The following is a 15,695-nucleotide window of genomic DNA, read 5'->3' as shown; positions in this document are numbered from 1 at the left end:
TTCATTCCGAGTCAGGGGTTAGCGCGATGAAATCCTCCCCGTTGTCCGTGCGCGCCGGGTCGTGCCGCGCCGCCGTCGCCGCCGCGGTCGCCGCCCTGGCGCTCGCGGGCTGCGCGAATTACATCGGCATCAAGAGCGACAAGCAGATCGCCCCCGCGTCGCAATTCGAATCCGCCCAGAGCCTGCCGGCCCAGGGCGGCCAGTGGCCCGCGCTCGACTGGGCCAGCCAGTTCGGCGATCCGCAGTTGCCGAAGCTGATCGACGAAGCGTTGCAGGGCAACCCGTCGATCGCGCAGGCGCAGGCGCGCATCGCGAAGGCTTCGTCGTACATCGAGTCGTCGCGCTCGAACCTGATGCCGAAGGCCGAAGCCAGCTATTCGTGGACGCGCGAGCTGTACTCGTCGAACGCGCTGTTCCCGCCCCCGTACGGCGGCCAGTGGTACAGCGAGAACAACGCGCTCGCGAGCGCCTCGTGGGAGCTCGACCTGTGGGGCAAGAACCGCGAACGCCTGCACACGGCCGTATCGCAGGAAAAGGCCGCCGAAGCCGACCTGCAACAGGCGCGCATCACGCTCGCGTCGTCGGTCGCGCGCACCTACAACTCGCTCGCGCAGCTCTATGCGCTGCGCGACATCGCGCAGCGCGAGATCACCAACCGCGAGACGGTCGGCAAGATCACCGACGGCCGCGTATCGGCCGGCCTCGACACCAACGTCGAGCGCCAGACGGCCCGCGGCAACATCGCGACGACGCAGGCTTCGCTGTCGGACCTCGACGGCCAGATCACGACGGTGCGCTACCAGCTCGCCGCGCTGCTCGGCAAGGGCCCGGATCGCGGGCTGCAGATCGCGGCGCCCGTGATGAACCCGAGCGGCGACGTCACGCTGCCCGGCAACCTGCCGGCCGACCTCGTGTCGCGCCGCCCCGACATCGTCGCCGCGCGCTGGCAGGTCGAAGCCGCGATGCACGACGTGAAGGAGGCGAAGGCCGAGTTCTTCCCCGACGTGAACCTCGCGGCCGGTTTCGGCTTCGATGCGTTCGGCTGGGGCAAATTCCTGAATTTCGCGAGCCGCCAGGCGCAGTTCGGGCCGGCGATCCACCTGCCGATCTTCGATGCCGGCGCGCTGCGCGCCCAGCTCAAGGGCCGCTATGCCGACTTCGACCTGTCGGTCGCGAACTACAACCAGACGCTGATCAGCGCGCTGAACGACGTCGCGACGCAGGTCGCGTCGATCCGCGCGGTCGATCGCCAGATGGGGGACGCCCAACGTGCGCTCGACGCGTCGACGCGCGCGTACGATCTCGCGGTCATCCGCTACAAGGCCGGCCTGTCGCCGCAACTGCAGGTGCTGACGGCGGACAGCAACCGCCTCGCCTCGGAGCAGACGGTGACCAACCTGAAGATGCGCCGGCGCGACATGCAGCTCGCCCTGATCAAGGCGCTCGGCGGCGGGTTCGACGCGACCGGCACGCCGCTCGCCGCACCCGATGCCGCCGCGCCGACCAAACAGGCCGCCAACTGATCCGGCGCCACCACTACGCAGACACTCGAAATAACGGACGGAGAAAATCGCCATGAGCGACCAACAAAACGCCGCCAGCGCGCAGCCGCAGAATAACGGCAAGCGCAAGCGAATGATGACGCTGCTCGTCGCGGTCATCGTGATCGCGGCCATCGCATACGGCCTCTATTACTTCCTCGTCGCCCGCTTCCATGAAGACACCGACGATGCATACGTGAACGGCAACGTCGTGCAGATCACGCCGCAGGTCACCGGCACCGTGATCGCCGTGAAGGCGGACGACACGCAAACGGTCAAGGCCGGCGATCCGCTCGTCGTGCTCGACCCGGCCGATTCGCAGGTCGCGCTGCAGCAGGCGGAAGCCAACCTCGCGCAGACCGTGCGCCAGGTGCGCGGCCTGTTCGTCAACGACGATCAGTACCGCGCGCAAGTCGCGCTGCGCCAGTCCGACCTGTCAAAGGCCCAGGACGACCTGCGCCGCCGCCTGGCCGTCGCGCAGACGGGCGCCGTGTCGCAGGAAGAAATCTCGCATGCCCGCGACGCCGTGAAGGCCGCGCAGGCATCGGTCGATGCCGCGCAGCAGCAACTCGCCTCGAATCGCGCATTGACCGCGAACACGACGATCGCATCGCACCCGAACGTGATGGCCGCCGCCGCGAAGGTGCGCGACGCCTACCTCGCGAACGCGCGCAACGTGCTGCCGGCGCCGGTCACCGGCTATGTCGCGAAGCGCTCGGTGCAGGTCGGCCAGCGCGTGTCGCCCGGCAACCCGCTGATGTCGGTGGTGCCGCTCAATGCCGTGTGGGTCGACGCGAACTTCAAGGAAGTCCAGTTGAAGCACATGCGCATCGGCCAGCCGGTCGAAATGACGGCCGACATCTACGGCTCGTCGGTCACGTACCACGGCAAGGTCGTCGGCTTCTCGGCCGGCACGGGCTCGGCGTTCTCGCTGCTGCCGGCGCAGAATGCGACCGGCAACTGGATCAAGGTCGTGCAGCGCCTGCCGGTGCGGATCGAGCTCGACCCGAAGGATCTCGACAAGCATCCGCTGCGCATCGGCCTGTCGATGCAGGTCGACGTCAACATCAAGGACGAACGCGGCGACCAGCTCGTCAACGCGCCGAACACCGTCTACGAGACCAACGTGTTCGCGAAATACGGCGACGAAGCCGACGCCGAAATCGCGCGCATCATCGCCGAGAACGCAGGCGGCAATGCATCGGCGCCGGTCGCGGCGAAGCAGAGCACCGCCGCGAAAATGATGTAACCGTTCCGACTTCGGAAAGGCAACCGACATGGCACAGGCTCCCGCCTCCTACCCGCCCCTGCAGGGCGGGCAACTCATACTCGGCACGATCGCGGTGTCGCTCGCGGTGTTCATGAACGTGCTCGACACGTCCATCGCGAACGTCGCGATCCCGACCATCTCGGGCGACCTCGGCGTGTCGTCCGACCAGGGTACGTGGGTCATCACGTCGTTCGCAGTCGCGAACGCAATCTCGGTGCCGCTGACCGGCTGGCTGACCGACCGTTTCGGGCAAGTGCGCCTGTTCCTCGCGTCGATCATCCTGTTCGTCATCTCGTCGTGGATGTGCGGGCTGTCGCCGAACCTGCCGTTCCTGCTCGGGTCGCGCGTGCTCCAGGGCGCGGTCGCGGGCCCGATGATTCCGCTGTCGCAGGCGCTCCTGCTGTCGAGCTATCCGCGCGCAAAGGCGCCGATGGCGCTCGCGCTATGGGCGATGACGACGCTGATCGCACCCGTCGCGGGCCCGATTCTCGGCGGCTGGATCTCGGACAACTATTCGTGGCCGTGGATCTTCTACGTCAACATCCCGGTCGGCGTCGCCGCCGCCGCCGCGACGTGGATGATCTATCGTAATCGGGAGTCGGCCGTGCGTCGCGCGCCGATCGACGGCGTGGGCCTCGCGCTGCTGGTCGTCTGGGTCGGCTCGCTGCAGATCATGCTCGACAAGGGCAAGGATCTCGACTGGTTCGCGTCGACGACCATCATCGTGCTCGCGCTGACCGCCGTCATCGCGTTCGCGTTCTTCGTGATCTGGGAGCTGACCGCCGAGCACCCGGTCGTCGACCTGTCGCTGTTCCGCATCCGGAACTTCACCGGCGGGACAGTCGCGCTGTCGATCGGGTACGGCCTGTACTTCGGCAATCTCGTGCTGCTACCGCTGTGGCTGCAGACCCAAATCGGCTATACCGCGACCGACGCCGGCCTCGTGATGGCGCCGGTCGGGCTCTTCGCCATCCTGTTGTCGCCACTCACCGGGAAGTATCTGCCGCGCACCGATCCACGCTTCATCTCGACGGCGTCGTTCCTGACGTTCGCGCTGTGCTTCTGGATGCGTTCGCGCTACACGACCGGCGTCGACGAATGGTCGCTGACGCTGCCGACGCTCGTGCAGGGTATCGCGATGGCGGGCTTCTTCATCCCGCTCGTGTCGATCACGTTGTCCGGCCTGCCCGGCCACCGCATTCCCGCGGCGTCCGGCCTGTCGAACTTCGTGCGGATCATGTGCGGCGGCATCGGCACGTCGATCTTCCAGACCGCGTGGGACCACCGCAACAACTTCCATCACGCGCAACTGGTCGAGCAGGCGAACCCGTACAACCCGACGTTCAACCAGGCCGTCACGCAGATGGGCAATCTCGGGCTGTCGCAGAACCAGGCGCACGGGCTCATCAACAACATGGCCACGCAACAGGCCGCGCAGCTCGGCGTGAACGACCTGTTCTACATCTCGGCGGTGATCTTCGTGCTGCTGATCGCGCTGATCTGGATCACCAAGCCCGAACGCGCGGGCGGCGGCGATGCCGGTGCGGCGGCGTCGGCGGCACACTGAGCACTACCCCGCAGCGCATCACTGCGCGGTCACGCGAAACAAAAAGCCCGGTCGAAATCGACCGGGCTTTTTCCTATTCCGCCGCGTGCAGTCATGCGCGCTGCTGCGTCATTGAGCCGTCACGACGAGCCGTTCCGGTGCGAGCACGCCATTCGCCTTGCGTGCCACGCCGAGCAACCGCGTTGCGTCGTACACGCGCACGCGCTCGCCCTCGGCCGCGTCGATCGGCTCCAATGCCGACAGCGGCAGGCGCTGGCCGTGCAGAAACCGCTTCGCGCACGCGTCGTCGAGCCGAACGGCGGGGAACGTCGACAGCAACGCATCGACCGGCTGCAGCCAGGCATCGCGCGCCGCCTCGGCAGCGTCCGACAGCGCATCCAGCGTCACCGCATGCTCGAGCGTCAGCGCGCCGACGCCCGTGCGACGCAGCATCGTCAGATGCGCGCCGCAACCGAGCGCCTCGCCAATATCCTCCGCCAGCGTGCGCACATACGTGCCCTTGCTGCAGGTCACGCGAAACGTCACGTCGGGCAGCTCGCAGGCAAGCAGTTCGAGCGCGTGGATCGTCACGTTGCGGCCTTCCCGCTCAACCGTCTGGCCGGCCCGCGCATATTCGTACAGCGGCTTGCCGTCGCGCTTGAGCGCCGAATACATCGGCGGCACCTGCACGATGTCGCCGGTGAAGCGCACGAGCGCGGCTTCCACCGCCGCACGATCGCATTCGACGGGCCGCGTGTCGATCACGTCGCCTTCCGCGTCGCCGGTGGCCGTGCGCTGGCCGAGACGCATCGTCGCTTCATAGGTCTTGTCGGCGTCGAGCAAATCCTGCGAGAACTTGGTCGCCTCGCCGAAGCACAGCGGCAGCAGGCCCGACGCCAGCGGATCGAGCGTGCCGGTGTGACCGGCTTTCTTCGCGAGAAGCAGGCGCTTTGCGCGAATCAGCGCATCGTTGCTCGACAGGCCGACCGGCTTGTCGAGCAGGAGAACGCCGTCCAGCACGCGCCGAGGCACGCGCGGACGTTGGGGTGCTGCATTCGTCATAGGCCGGTCGAGCTCAATCGTCCTTGGCAGGCGCATCGGCCTCGTCGTCGTCCTTCGCGCGCGTCGAGTTCGCTTCCTTGATCAGGCGCGACATTTCGACGGCCTTCTCGATCGTCTGGTCGTAATGGAAATGCAGCGTCGGCACCGTATGAATGTGCAGGCGCTTGAACAGCAGGTTGTGCAGGTGGCCCGACGCGTGGTTCAGCGCCTCCTGCGTCTTGTCCGGATCGCCGGTGAGCGCCGTGAAGTAGACCTTCGCGTGCGCATAGTCCGGCGTGAGCTCCACGCTCTGGATGGTCACGATACCGATGCGCGGATCTTTGACCTCGCGCATGATGAGTTCGGACAGATCGCGCTGAATCTGATCGGCGATCTGAACGTTGCGATTGGGGGAAGTACGTTTCCTGGACATGATCGATCCGTGATCCGTTTATCAGGATGAAGCGGCGGCCATTTTCGGCACGCCACCATGAAAATGGGCGGGACAGGCCCAAGCCTGCCCCGCCCATGAGCCGATACGCGACGATTACAGCGTACGCGCGACTTCGGTCACTTCGAAGACTTCGAACTGGTCGCCTTCGATGATGTCGTTGAAGTTCTTCACCGACATACCGCACTCGAAGCCTTGCTTCACTTCCTTCACATCGTCCTTGAAGCGCTTCAGCGATTCGAGTTCGCCCGTGAAGATCACGACGTTGTTGCGCAGCACGCGCACCGACGACGAGCGCTTGACGATACCGTCCGTGACCATACAGCCTGCGACCGTGCCGACCTTCGGTACCTTGAAGACCTGGCGCACCTCGACCATGCCGGTGACCACTTCGCGCTTCTCCGGCGCCAGCATGCCCGACATCGCCGCCTTCACCTCATCCACTGCGTCGTAGATGATGTTGTAGTAGCGGATATCGATGCCGTTCGCCTCGGCCAGCTTGCGCGCCTGTGCATCCGCACGCGTGTTGAAGCCGATGATGACCGCCTTCGATGCCGTCGCGAGGTTGACGTCGTTTTCGCTGATGCCGCCGACCGCGCTGTGCACGATCTGCACGCGCACTTCGTCGGTCGACAGCTTGAGCAACGACTGCACGAGCGCTTCCTGCGAACCCTGCACGTCTGCCTTGATGATGAGCGGCAGGTTCTGCACTTCGCCTTCGCCCATCTGCTCGAGCATGCTTTCCAGCTTCGCGGCCTGCTGCTTCGCGAGCTTCACGTCGCGGAACTTGCCCTGACGGAACAGCGCGATTTCACGCGCCTTGCGCTCGTCCGGCAGCACGATCACTTCCTCGCCCGCGCCCGGCACTTCCGACAGACCCTGGATCTCGACCGGGATCGACGGGCCGGCTTCCTTCGTCGGCTTGCCGTTCTCGTCGAGCATCGCACGGACGCGGCCGTAGGCCGTACCCGCCAGCACGATATCGCCGCGGTTCAGCGTACCGGACTGCACGAGGATCGTCGCGACCGGGCCTTTACCCTTGTCGAGCTTCGCTTCGATCACGATGCCCTTGGCCGGCGCTTCGACCGGTGCCTTCAGTTCCAGCACTTCGGCCTGCAGCAGCACGTTTTCGAGCAGATCGTCGATACCTGCGCCCGTCTTGGCCGACACCGGCACGAACGGCGAATCGCCGCCGTATTCTTCCGGCACGACGCCTTCCGCGACCAGCTCCTGCTTGACGCGATCGGGGTTCGCTTCCGGCTTGTCGATCTTGTTGATCGCGACGACGATCGGCACGCCACCCGCCTTCGCGTGGGCGATGGCTTCCTTCGTCTGCGGCATCACGCCGTCGTCGGCCGCCACCACCAGCACCACGATGTCGGTCGCCTTCGCGCCGCGTGCACGCATTGCCGTGAACGCTTCGTGACCCGGCGTATCGAGGAACGTGATGACGCCACGCGGCGTATCGACGTGGTAAGCGCCGATGTGCTGCGTAATGCCGCCCGCTTCGCCCGCGGCAACCTTCGCGCGGCGGATGTGGTCGAGCAGCGAGGTCTTGCCGTGGTCGACGTGACCCATCACCGTGACGACCGGCGGACGCGGCAGTTGCTCCGCATCGGTACCGGTTTCGCCCTCGACGAGCAGCGCTTCCGGATCGTCCAGCTTCGCGGCGACCGCGCGGTGGCCCAGCTCCTCGACGATGATCATCGCCGTTTCCTGGTCCAGCACCTGGTTGATCGTGACCATCTGGCCCATCTTCATCATCACCTTGATGACTTCGGAGGCCTTGATCGACATCTTGTGCGCGAGATCCGCAACCGACACGGTTTCCGGCACGTGCACTTCCCGGACGATCGGTTCGGTCGGCGCCTGGAACGACGATGCGCTGTCCTGGTGACGGCCGCGACCCTTCGGGCCGCCGCGCCAGCCGCGGTCGACGCCGCCGCTCGAATCGCCGCGCGTCTTGATGCCGCGACGCTTCGCTGCGTCGTCCTGCCAGCCGCCCTTGCCTGCGCCCGGCTTCTTGTTGCGGTCGCCCGCGCCTGCCGGCGCCTGCGTCGCGGCCGGTGCCGCGGCGCCGGCCGGCTTCTTCACGGCCGGACGCGCCTGCGCACCTTCCGGCTTCGCCGGCTTGTGCAGCGTGCCCTTCGCTTCGGCCGGCTTCGCCGGTTCCGCCGGCTTCGGCGGCTCGACTGCCTTGACCACGGCCTTGCGCGGCGTGTTCATCATTTCGCGGATCGCGCGTGCTTCGGCTTCGGCCGCCGCGCGGCGCTTGCTGATCTCTTCCTGCTCGGCGCGCGCCTTGTCGGCCGCCTCGCGAGCAGCGTCCTCGGCCTTCTTCGCCGCTTCGCGCTGCGCCGCACGTTCAGCGGCTGCACGCGCTTCGTCCTGCGCGGACTGCGTCGGCGCCGTTTCCTGCTCGGCCGCGGCGGCCTGCCGGGCTGCCGCCTGCTGCGCCGCGGCGGCTTCCGCCGCTGCACGCTTCGCCGCCGCTTCTTCCTCGGCGCGACGGCGCTCGGCCTCGGCCGCTTCCTCGCGGGCGCGACGCTCGGCTTCCTCGCGTTCGAGGCGTTCCTGACGCTCGCGCAGCTCCTGCGCCTGCTTCTCGAGCAGTTCGGCCTCGCGGCGCGCTTCTTCCTCGCGACGCTTCAGTTCCGCATCGTCGTCCGCTTCGGCAACCTGCGCCTGACCCTGTTCCGCACCGTCGGCCACGTCGTCGCGCTTGACGAACGTACGCTTCTTGCGAACCTCGACCTGAATGGTGCGAGCCTTGCCCGTCGCGTCAGATTGCTTGATCTCCGACGTATGCTTGCGGGTCAGCGTGATCTTGCGCTTGTCGCCGTCGGTTGCGCCGTGCGACTTGCGCAAATGATCGAGCAGACGCGCCTTGTCCGCTTCGGACAGCGCATCGTCTTCACTCGCTTTCTGGACGCCCGCTGCCTGCAGCTGTTCGAGCAGCACACCAGCAGGCATTTTCAGTTCCGCGGCAAATTGGGCTACGTTGTTACTCGCCATTCATTCCTCTTAGTGCAAGGACCGATTCCTTGCGGTTAGCATCGGGTCAGGCCATACGGCCGCCATCAAATCAGTGCGCCATGGTCATTTCTCACTGGAACCAGTGTTCACGTGCTTTCATGATCAACGCCTTAGCGGCATCCTCTTCCATCCCGGTCATGTCGACCAGTTCATCCACTGCCAGCTCTGCGAGATCGTCGCGCGTCTGCACGCCATGTTCGGCCAGCTTCGCGAGCAGCTCCGGCGTGACGCCGTCGAGGCTCTTGAGATCCAGCGCCGCGTTCTCGACCTTTTCTTCGTTCGCGATGGCCATCGTCAACAGCGCGTCGCGTGCGCGGTTGCGCAGTTCGTGCACGGTGTCCTCGTCGAACGCTTCGATTTCGAGCATTTCGTTGAGCGGCACGTACGCGATCTCTTCGAGGCTCGTGAAGCCTTCGTCGATCAGGATGTCGGCAACTTCTTCGTCGACGTCGAGACGCGCCATGAACAGCGCACGCAGCCGGTCGCGTTCTTCGCCCTGCTTCAGGGCGGATTCGTCCGGCGTCATGATGTTGATCTGCCAGCCGGTGAGCTCGCCGGCAAGGCGAACGTTCTGACCGCTGCGGCCGATCGCGACAGCCAGTTCGTTCTCGTCGACGACGACGTCCATCGAATGCTTTTCTTCATCGACGACGATCGACTGGACGGCTGCCGGCGCGAGCGCGCCGATCACGAACTGGGCGGGATCCTCCGACCATAGCACGATGTCGATGTTTTCGCCACCGAGCTCGTTGCGTACGGCCTGCACGCGAGAGCCGCGGATGCCGACGCAGGTGCCGATCGGATCGATCCGCTTGTCGTAGGCGATGACGCCGATCTTCGCGCGCACGCCCGGGTCGCGGGCAGCCGCCTTGATCTCGAGCAGCCCCTGCTCGATTTCCGGCACTTCCATCTCGAACAGCTTCATCAGGAATTCGGGCGCCGTGCGCGACAGTTCGATCTGCGGGCCGCGCGCGGTGCGGTCGACCTTCGCGATATACGCACGCACGCGGTCGCCCACGCGCAGGTTTTCCTTCGGGATCAGTTGATCGCGGCGCAGCAGCGCCTCGACCCGGCCCGATTCGACGATGAAGTTGCCCTTGTCGAGGCGCTTCACCGTGCCGGTCATGATCTTTTCGCCGCGCTCGAGGTAGTCGTTCAGGATCTGCTCGCGCTCGGCGTCGCGCACCTTCTGCAGGATCACCTGCTTCGCGGCCTGCGCACCGATGCGACCGAATTCGATGGACGGAACGGGTTCCTCGACATACTCGCCGACTTCGACGTCGGGATTCTGCTCACGTGCCTCGAACAGCAGGATCTCTCGATCCGGCTCCTGCAAGCCTGCCTCGTCGGGCACGACGAGCCAGCGACGGAAGGTTTCGTGCTCGCCGCTTTCGCGATCGATATGGACGCGGATTTCGGCGCCTTCGTCGAACAGCTTCTTGGAAGCGGAAGCGAGCGCGGCCTCGAGGGCGCCCAGCACCACATCCTTGTCGACGTTTTTCTCGCGCGCCAGCGCATCCACCAGCATCAACACTTCGCGACTCATTATTTGCGGCTCCTAAAGTCAACTTGCGGAATCAGGCGGGCTTTGTCGATATCGGCCAGCGTGAAATCCAGCATGGCTGCCTCGCCCTTCTTCCCCTCAAATTCCAAACCGATCGTTTCGCCATTCGGCGCGTGCAGAATGCCCCGGTACGTCTTGCGCCCGTCCAGCGGCTTTTTCAAGGTCACGGAAGCTTCGCTGCCGGCGAAGCGCTCGAAGTCGGCCAGCTTCTTCAACGGGCGGTCGAGCCCCGGGGACGAGACTTCGAGCCGTTCGTAATCGATGTTTTCGACCGTCAAGACGTGCTGGAGCTGACGTGTGACCTTTTCGCAATCTTCGAGCGAGATGCCGGCAGGCTGATCGATATAGATGCAAAGCATGCCGCGCCCGGTGCGCTCGAGATCCACCAGCTCGTAGCCGAGCCCGGTGACCGTGGTTTCTATCAGTTCCGTCAGTTGCACAGTGTCCTCTCAGGTGTTCGCGCCCGCCGCTCGCGATTCACCCGCGGGCGCGCGCCTTAGCCGGCGCAGGAAGCGCTACCCGAGATGCCTAACCGTTTCAGCAAAAAAAAATGGGCGGAACGCCCATCTTCTTACTGGTGGTCGCACCTGAGCCGCACATTGAATCCGTACGCCCAGCGACTCCGCGATTATAGCGATTTTTGGCGCAAACGCCAAGCCAGCCGGTAAAAGCAGCGCGTCGGCTGCCTTTACGGACCGAAAATGCGAAATCGGGCTGCCCGATCGACCGATATCACCCTGCCGTACCGGTGATCGCCGTTGTCGCGGCACGCGACATCGATGCAGCCGAACCCCGTCAATACAATGCGTCGCGTCGACACAACCGGCCGGATGCCGGCCAGACCGACGAGCCGGCGGCTTTACGCCGCCGTACGACGCCAATCAACAGCGACTTAACGGCTGCGCGTGCGGCTGCGCTGCGGACGCTGGCCGCCGCGCGGGCCGCCGTTGCCTGCGCCGTCGGCACGATTGCCGCCCGGATTGCGATTGCCGCCGCCCTTGCCACCGCCGCGCTTGCCGCCCGCGCCATCGCGCTTGGGACCTGCGCCATACGACGCGCGATTGCCGTCGACATCGCGACCGCCGCCGGCGCGGTTGCCGTCGCGCCCCATGCGGTTGCCGTCGCGGCCGCCGCCCGTGCGATTGCCGTAGCCCGACGGCGCAACCGGCAGGCTGCCGTAGCCGCTCAGACCCGGCAACCCCGGGCCGCCGCGCCGGCCACCGCCGCGACGCGGCTGGTCGAGTTGCCCGTGCGTCGTCAGCACCGGCTCGCGGCTGATGAAGCCCATCGACGTCTGCATCGGATCGGGCTGGCGACGCTCGGCCGGACCGGCAGCGCCGCGCTTGCCCTTCTCCTCGGACGGCGCCTTCAGGCCGACGGTCGCCATCAGCTTGCGCACCTGCGCGTCGTCGAGCTCTTCCCAACGGCCACGCTTCAAGCCGCGCGGCAGCGGAATCGGGCCGTGACGCGTACGGATCAGCCGGCTCACCATCAGGCCGACCGCCTCGAACATCCGGCGCACTTCGCGATTGCGGCCTTCGGCCAGCGCGACGTGATACCAATGATTCGTGCCTTCGCCGCCGCCATCGCGGATCCGCAGGAAATTCGCCGGACCGTCGTCGAGCTCGACGCCGTGCAGCAACTTCTGCCGCATGCCTTCGGACAGCTCGCCGACGACGCGCACCGCATACTCACGCTCGACGCTGTAACGCGGATGCATGAAGCGGTTCGCGAGGTCGCCGGAAGTCGTCAGCATCAGCAGACCTTCGGTATTGAAGTCGAGGCGCCCCACCGCAAGCCATTTCGCCGTCTTCATCGGCGGCAGGCGGTCGAACACCGACGGACGGCCTTCCGGATCCGCGTGGCTGACGATTTCGCCGGTCGGCTTGTGATACAGCAGCACGCGCGGCGGCTTGTTCGGCAGCTTGCGCTTGACCGGCTTGCCGTTGATCCGCACCTGGTCGGTCGGCATGATCCGCTGGCCGATGTGCGCGGGCTCGCCGTTCACCGACACGCGGCCGGCGACGATCAGCTCTTCCATTTCGCGGCGCGAACCCATGCCTGCTTCCGCCAGCACCTTGTGGAGCTTCGGCGCGTCGTCGTCCGGCGACAGCACGCGCTTGTTCGCCGGCTGGTTGCGCCCGCGGCGCAGCATCGGCGCACGGACGCCGCTACCGCCCGCGGAGTTGTCCGCATCGAAGGCGGGCGACGTCACGTACGCAAACAGTTCGTCCTGGGACGCATCGCCTTCAACGGGTTTCGCCGAGCCACCTTCTGCCTTCGATGCCCCGCGACGGCCCTGGCCGCCCTTGGCCGCGCCTTCGCGCTTGCCGGCCGGCTTGCGAGTGCCCTTGGCCGCGCCTTCCTTGCGCGGCGCACGCGCCGGCTGCGCATCGGCAGCCTCGGCCGGCTGCGCATCCGCGCCCTCGGCGCCCTGCTGCTCGCCTTCGGCGCCCTTCGACTTGGCCGCCGCGCGACGCCGCGCGATCAGGCTGCGCGGACCGCGCCGCAGACCGCGGCGGGGACGCTCGTCGCCACCCGCGGCCGAAGCATCCTGCTCCGGCGCATCGTCGGCACGCGCTGCCTGCACGGCAGGCGCGGACGATTCAATATCGTGGATATCTGTCAAAACAACCTCAAAATGTCAGGTCTCGCGCCCGGCGCGGGCGCGGCAAGAAGTTGGCCGCGATCAGGCGCGACGCTGTTCGGGTTCTGCTTCGTCGTCCGGCAGCGCGTCGGCGCCGATGGGCGCACTGGCGCTTCGTACGGCATCCGCGAGACTGTCGGACGTGTCGTCCAGCGTCTCGTCGTCCGCAGGACGAGAGCGGGGGGCGTCGGCCCGATCGGCCTCGCCGGGCATGTCGCCGGCCGCTTCCGCTCCGTCTCCGGCAGCCGCTTCGGCGGCCGGCTTGCGATCTTCCTCGCTCGAATCCGCACGCTGCGGCTCGGGCTGCACATCGGTCGACACGGCTTCGGCGCCGACCTGTTCCGTCTGTTCCGCGTGCCCACGATCAGCATCGAGCGTATCGCGACTCGGGAATTCCTGCGTCGACGCGACGTCGGCCACGGCATCGCCCGGCACCTCGGCCGACTCGCCGGCGGGCACGTCATCCGCCTGAGCCTGCGGCACGTCGGCCGCAGCCTCGTCGGTCACCGGCACGTCGCCGTCGAAATCCATGGCCTGCTGCGCGAGCAGCGCGGCCTCGATGTTCGCGGCCGGCTCTTCGAGCGCCGGCAGGTCGTCGAGCGCCTTCAGGCCGAGATCGTCGAGGAATTGCTTGGTCGTCGCATACAGCGCCGGACGCCCCGGCACGTCGCGATGACCGATCACCTCGATCCAGCCGCGATCCTCGAGTTGCTTGACCACCTGCGTATTGACCGTGACGCCGCGAATCTCTTCGATGTCGCCGCGCGTGACGGGCTGCCGGTACGCGATGATCGCGAGCGTTTCGAGTACCGCGCGCGAATATTTCGGTGGCTTCTCGGGATGCAGGCGATCGAGATAATGACGCATCGCCGGCTTGCTCTGAAAGCGCCACCCGGTCGCCAGCGCCACCAGTTCGACACCGCGACCGGACCAATCCTGTTTCAGATCTTCGAGCAACGTGCGGACCGTGTCAGCCGACACGCCGTCGGCAAAGAGCTTGCGCAAATCGCCGAGCTTCAGCGGCTCCTGCGCACAGATCAAAGCAGTCTCGAGGACGATCTTCGCCTCTTGGGTATTCATGCAGCTAGGCCAGACCCTGTGGTCAAACGAACCGGATCAACAAACAGACGAAAGGAACGGAAGACGCGCTCGCCCGATTCTGATCGGTCATATTGATGGGAGCACGAACCGGGGGCGGCGAACCAACTTCAGGCCAGGCCCAAACCGGACGGAACAGCACGGCTCAACGACGGAACCGCGTGACTGAACGCCATATTACGCAAAATTGCCCGGTGCGTAAAGATGAGCGGAACAGGCCGCCGCCCGGGCCGCATGCCCGCTCCGGCCCCGCTTCAGCGAGCGCCGGCGCCGCGCGCCAGGAACCGGCGCAGCCGCTCCACGCCCGCGTCGAGTCGCGCCGGATCGCACGCATAGCACCAGCGCACGAACCCCTCCCCCTCGGGGCCGAACGCGCGCCCGGGCGCAAGGCCGAGCCCTGCCTCGCGCACCAGCGTCGTGCAGAACGCCAGGCTGTCGGCCGCGCCCGGCAGCCGCAGGAACAGGTACATCGCGCCCGATGGCGGCGGCACCTCGACGCCCGGCAGTGTCCGCAGCGCGGCGACCAGATGGTCGCGCGCGTCGCGCAGCGCCGAGACGAACGACCGCACGAACGGCTCGCCGTCGCGCAACGCGACCACGGCCGCGGCCTGCACGAAACCCGGCGCACACGACGTGTTGTATTCGACGAGCTTCGACAGCTCGCCCATCACCGACGTCGGCGCAACCAGCCATCCGAGCCGCCAGCCCGTCATCGCCCATGCCTTCGAGAAGGAATTCACGACCACGACGCGCTCGTCGCGCGACGCGATATCGAGGAACGACGGCGCACCGCCCTCGCCGAATGCAAGCCGCTCGTACACCTCGTCGGCGACCAGCCAGATGCCGTGACGACGGCAATGGGCGAGCACGGCCTGCTGATCGTCGCGCGACATCGTCCAGCCGGTCGGGTTGTTCGGCGAATTGATCAACAGCATCCGCGTATCGGGCGTCAGCGCCGCGAGCAACCGGCCGACGTCGAGCTGCCAGCCCGCGTCGCCGTAATCGAGCGGCACGCAGTCGACCCGCGCGCCGAGAATCTTCGGAATCTCGACGAGATTCGGCCACAACGGCGTGACCGCGACGACACGCTCGCCCGGCCCGACGAGCATCTGCGCAGCCAGCATCAGCGCATTCACGCCCGAGCTCGTCACGGCGACCGTGCCGGCCGCCGTCGCGCCGTGACGCGCGCTGACATAGGCCGCGATCGCGTCGCGCAGCGGCGCCGTGCCGAGATTGTGCGTGTAGAAGGTCGCGCCCTCGCGCAGCGCCGCCGCTGCGGCGTCACGGATGAAATCCGGCGTCACGCGATCGGATTCGCCGAACCAGAACGGCAGCACGTCCGGCACGCCGAAGCCGGCGTTCGCGACTTCGCGGATCAGCGACGGGCGCAGCGCGTGCACCGCGGCGCGCGCCGCAGGCTCATCGTTCACCGGGAAAAAACCTGCGGAATGCGTCATCGAGAACCACCGCCAACGAACACGATCCACGTAGTGTACCGGCC

At 66.7% G+C, this 15,695-nt stretch carries 11 protein-coding genes; 3 read left to right on the top strand and 8 right to left on the bottom strand.

The window, feature by feature from the left end:
• Nucleotides 1-26: 26 nt before the first annotated feature.
• Genes LGM42_RS05120 through LGM42_RS05110 form a run of 3 tightly spaced genes read left to right on the top strand, consistent with a single transcriptional unit; the run spans nt 27 to nt 4,378 of the window.
• On the top strand, nt 27-1,523 hold the full coding sequence (locus tag LGM42_RS05120; protein WP_059575759.1) for an efflux transporter outer membrane subunit: 1,497 nt from the start codon (nt 27-29) through the stop codon (nt 1,521-1,523).
• Nucleotides 1,524-1,575: 52 nt separating this feature from the next.
• The gene (locus tag LGM42_RS05115) at nt 1,576-2,790 is read left to right on the top strand and encodes an HlyD family secretion protein (RefSeq protein ID WP_059575761.1); all 1,215 of its coding nucleotides are present in this window, start codon (nt 1,576-1,578) and stop codon (nt 2,788-2,790) included.
• 28 nt (nt 2,791-2,818) lie between these two features.
• The gene (locus tag LGM42_RS05110) at nt 2,819-4,378 is read left to right on the top strand and encodes a DHA2 family efflux MFS transporter permease subunit (protein WP_059575763.1); all 1,560 of its coding nucleotides are present in this window, start codon (nt 2,819-2,821) and stop codon (nt 4,376-4,378) included.
• Between the two features lie 108 nt (nt 4,379-4,486).
• On the opposite strand, the gene truB is transcribed toward LGM42_RS05110, so the two are convergent.
• The 8 genes from truB to LGM42_RS05070 all read right to left on the bottom strand — a co-directional run bounded on the left by truB (nt 4,487) and on the right by LGM42_RS05070 (nt 15,651).
• Nucleotides 4,487-5,419, bottom strand: a complete 933-nt coding sequence (gene truB / locus LGM42_RS05105; RefSeq protein WP_059575765.1) for a tRNA pseudouridine(55) synthase TruB — start codon at nt 5,417-5,419, stop codon at nt 4,487-4,489.
• 13 nt (nt 5,420-5,432) lie between these two features.
• Nucleotides 5,433-5,831, bottom strand: a complete 399-nt coding sequence (gene rbfA / locus LGM42_RS05100; RefSeq protein WP_006495346.1) for a 30S ribosome-binding factor RbfA — start codon at nt 5,829-5,831, stop codon at nt 5,433-5,435.
• Between the two features lie 114 nt (nt 5,832-5,945).
• A complete protein-coding gene (infB, locus tag LGM42_RS05095) occupies nt 5,946-8,864 on the bottom strand; it encodes a translation initiation factor IF-2 (protein ID WP_059575770.1) in 2,919 nt (972 codons plus the stop codon).
• Between the two features lie 91 nt (nt 8,865-8,955).
• A complete protein-coding gene (nusA, locus tag LGM42_RS05090) occupies nt 8,956-10,431 on the bottom strand; it encodes a transcription termination factor NusA (RefSeq protein WP_060318271.1) in 1,476 nt (491 codons plus the stop codon).
• Nucleotides 10,431-10,889 carry a ribosome maturation factor RimP gene (rimP, locus tag LGM42_RS05085; protein WP_059575772.1) on the bottom strand — a complete coding sequence of 153 codons (459 nt, stop codon included), beginning with the start codon at nt 10,887-10,889 and terminating at the stop codon, nt 10,431-10,433. The genes nusA and rimP overlap by 1 nt, the downstream gene beginning before the upstream one ends.
• Before the next feature lie 452 nt (nt 10,890-11,341).
• Nucleotides 11,342-13,078: a 23S rRNA pseudouridine(2605) synthase RluB gene (gene rluB / locus LGM42_RS05080; protein WP_124657946.1), complete on the bottom strand. Its 1,737-nt coding sequence runs from the start codon at nt 13,076-13,078 to the stop codon at nt 11,342-11,344.
• A 60-nt stretch (nt 13,079-13,138) separates the two neighbouring features.
• Complete coding sequence (scpB, locus tag LGM42_RS05075) at nt 13,139-14,176, bottom strand: SMC-Scp complex subunit ScpB (protein WP_060318265.1); 1,038 nt, start codon at nt 14,174-14,176, stop codon at nt 13,139-13,141.
• A 272-nt stretch (nt 14,177-14,448) separates the two neighbouring features.
• A complete protein-coding gene (locus LGM42_RS05070) occupies nt 14,449-15,651 on the bottom strand; it encodes a pyridoxal phosphate-dependent aminotransferase (protein WP_060965969.1) in 1,203 nt (400 codons plus the stop codon).
• Nucleotides 15,652-15,695: the final 44 nt, after the last annotated feature.

The sequence above is a fragment of the Burkholderia sp. AU39826 genome (assembly GCF_020419965.1).
GTDB lineage: Bacteria > Pseudomonadota > Gammaproteobacteria > Burkholderiales > Burkholderiaceae > Burkholderia > Burkholderia semiarida.
This window is presented reverse-complemented; position numbering and strand designations above follow the sequence as displayed.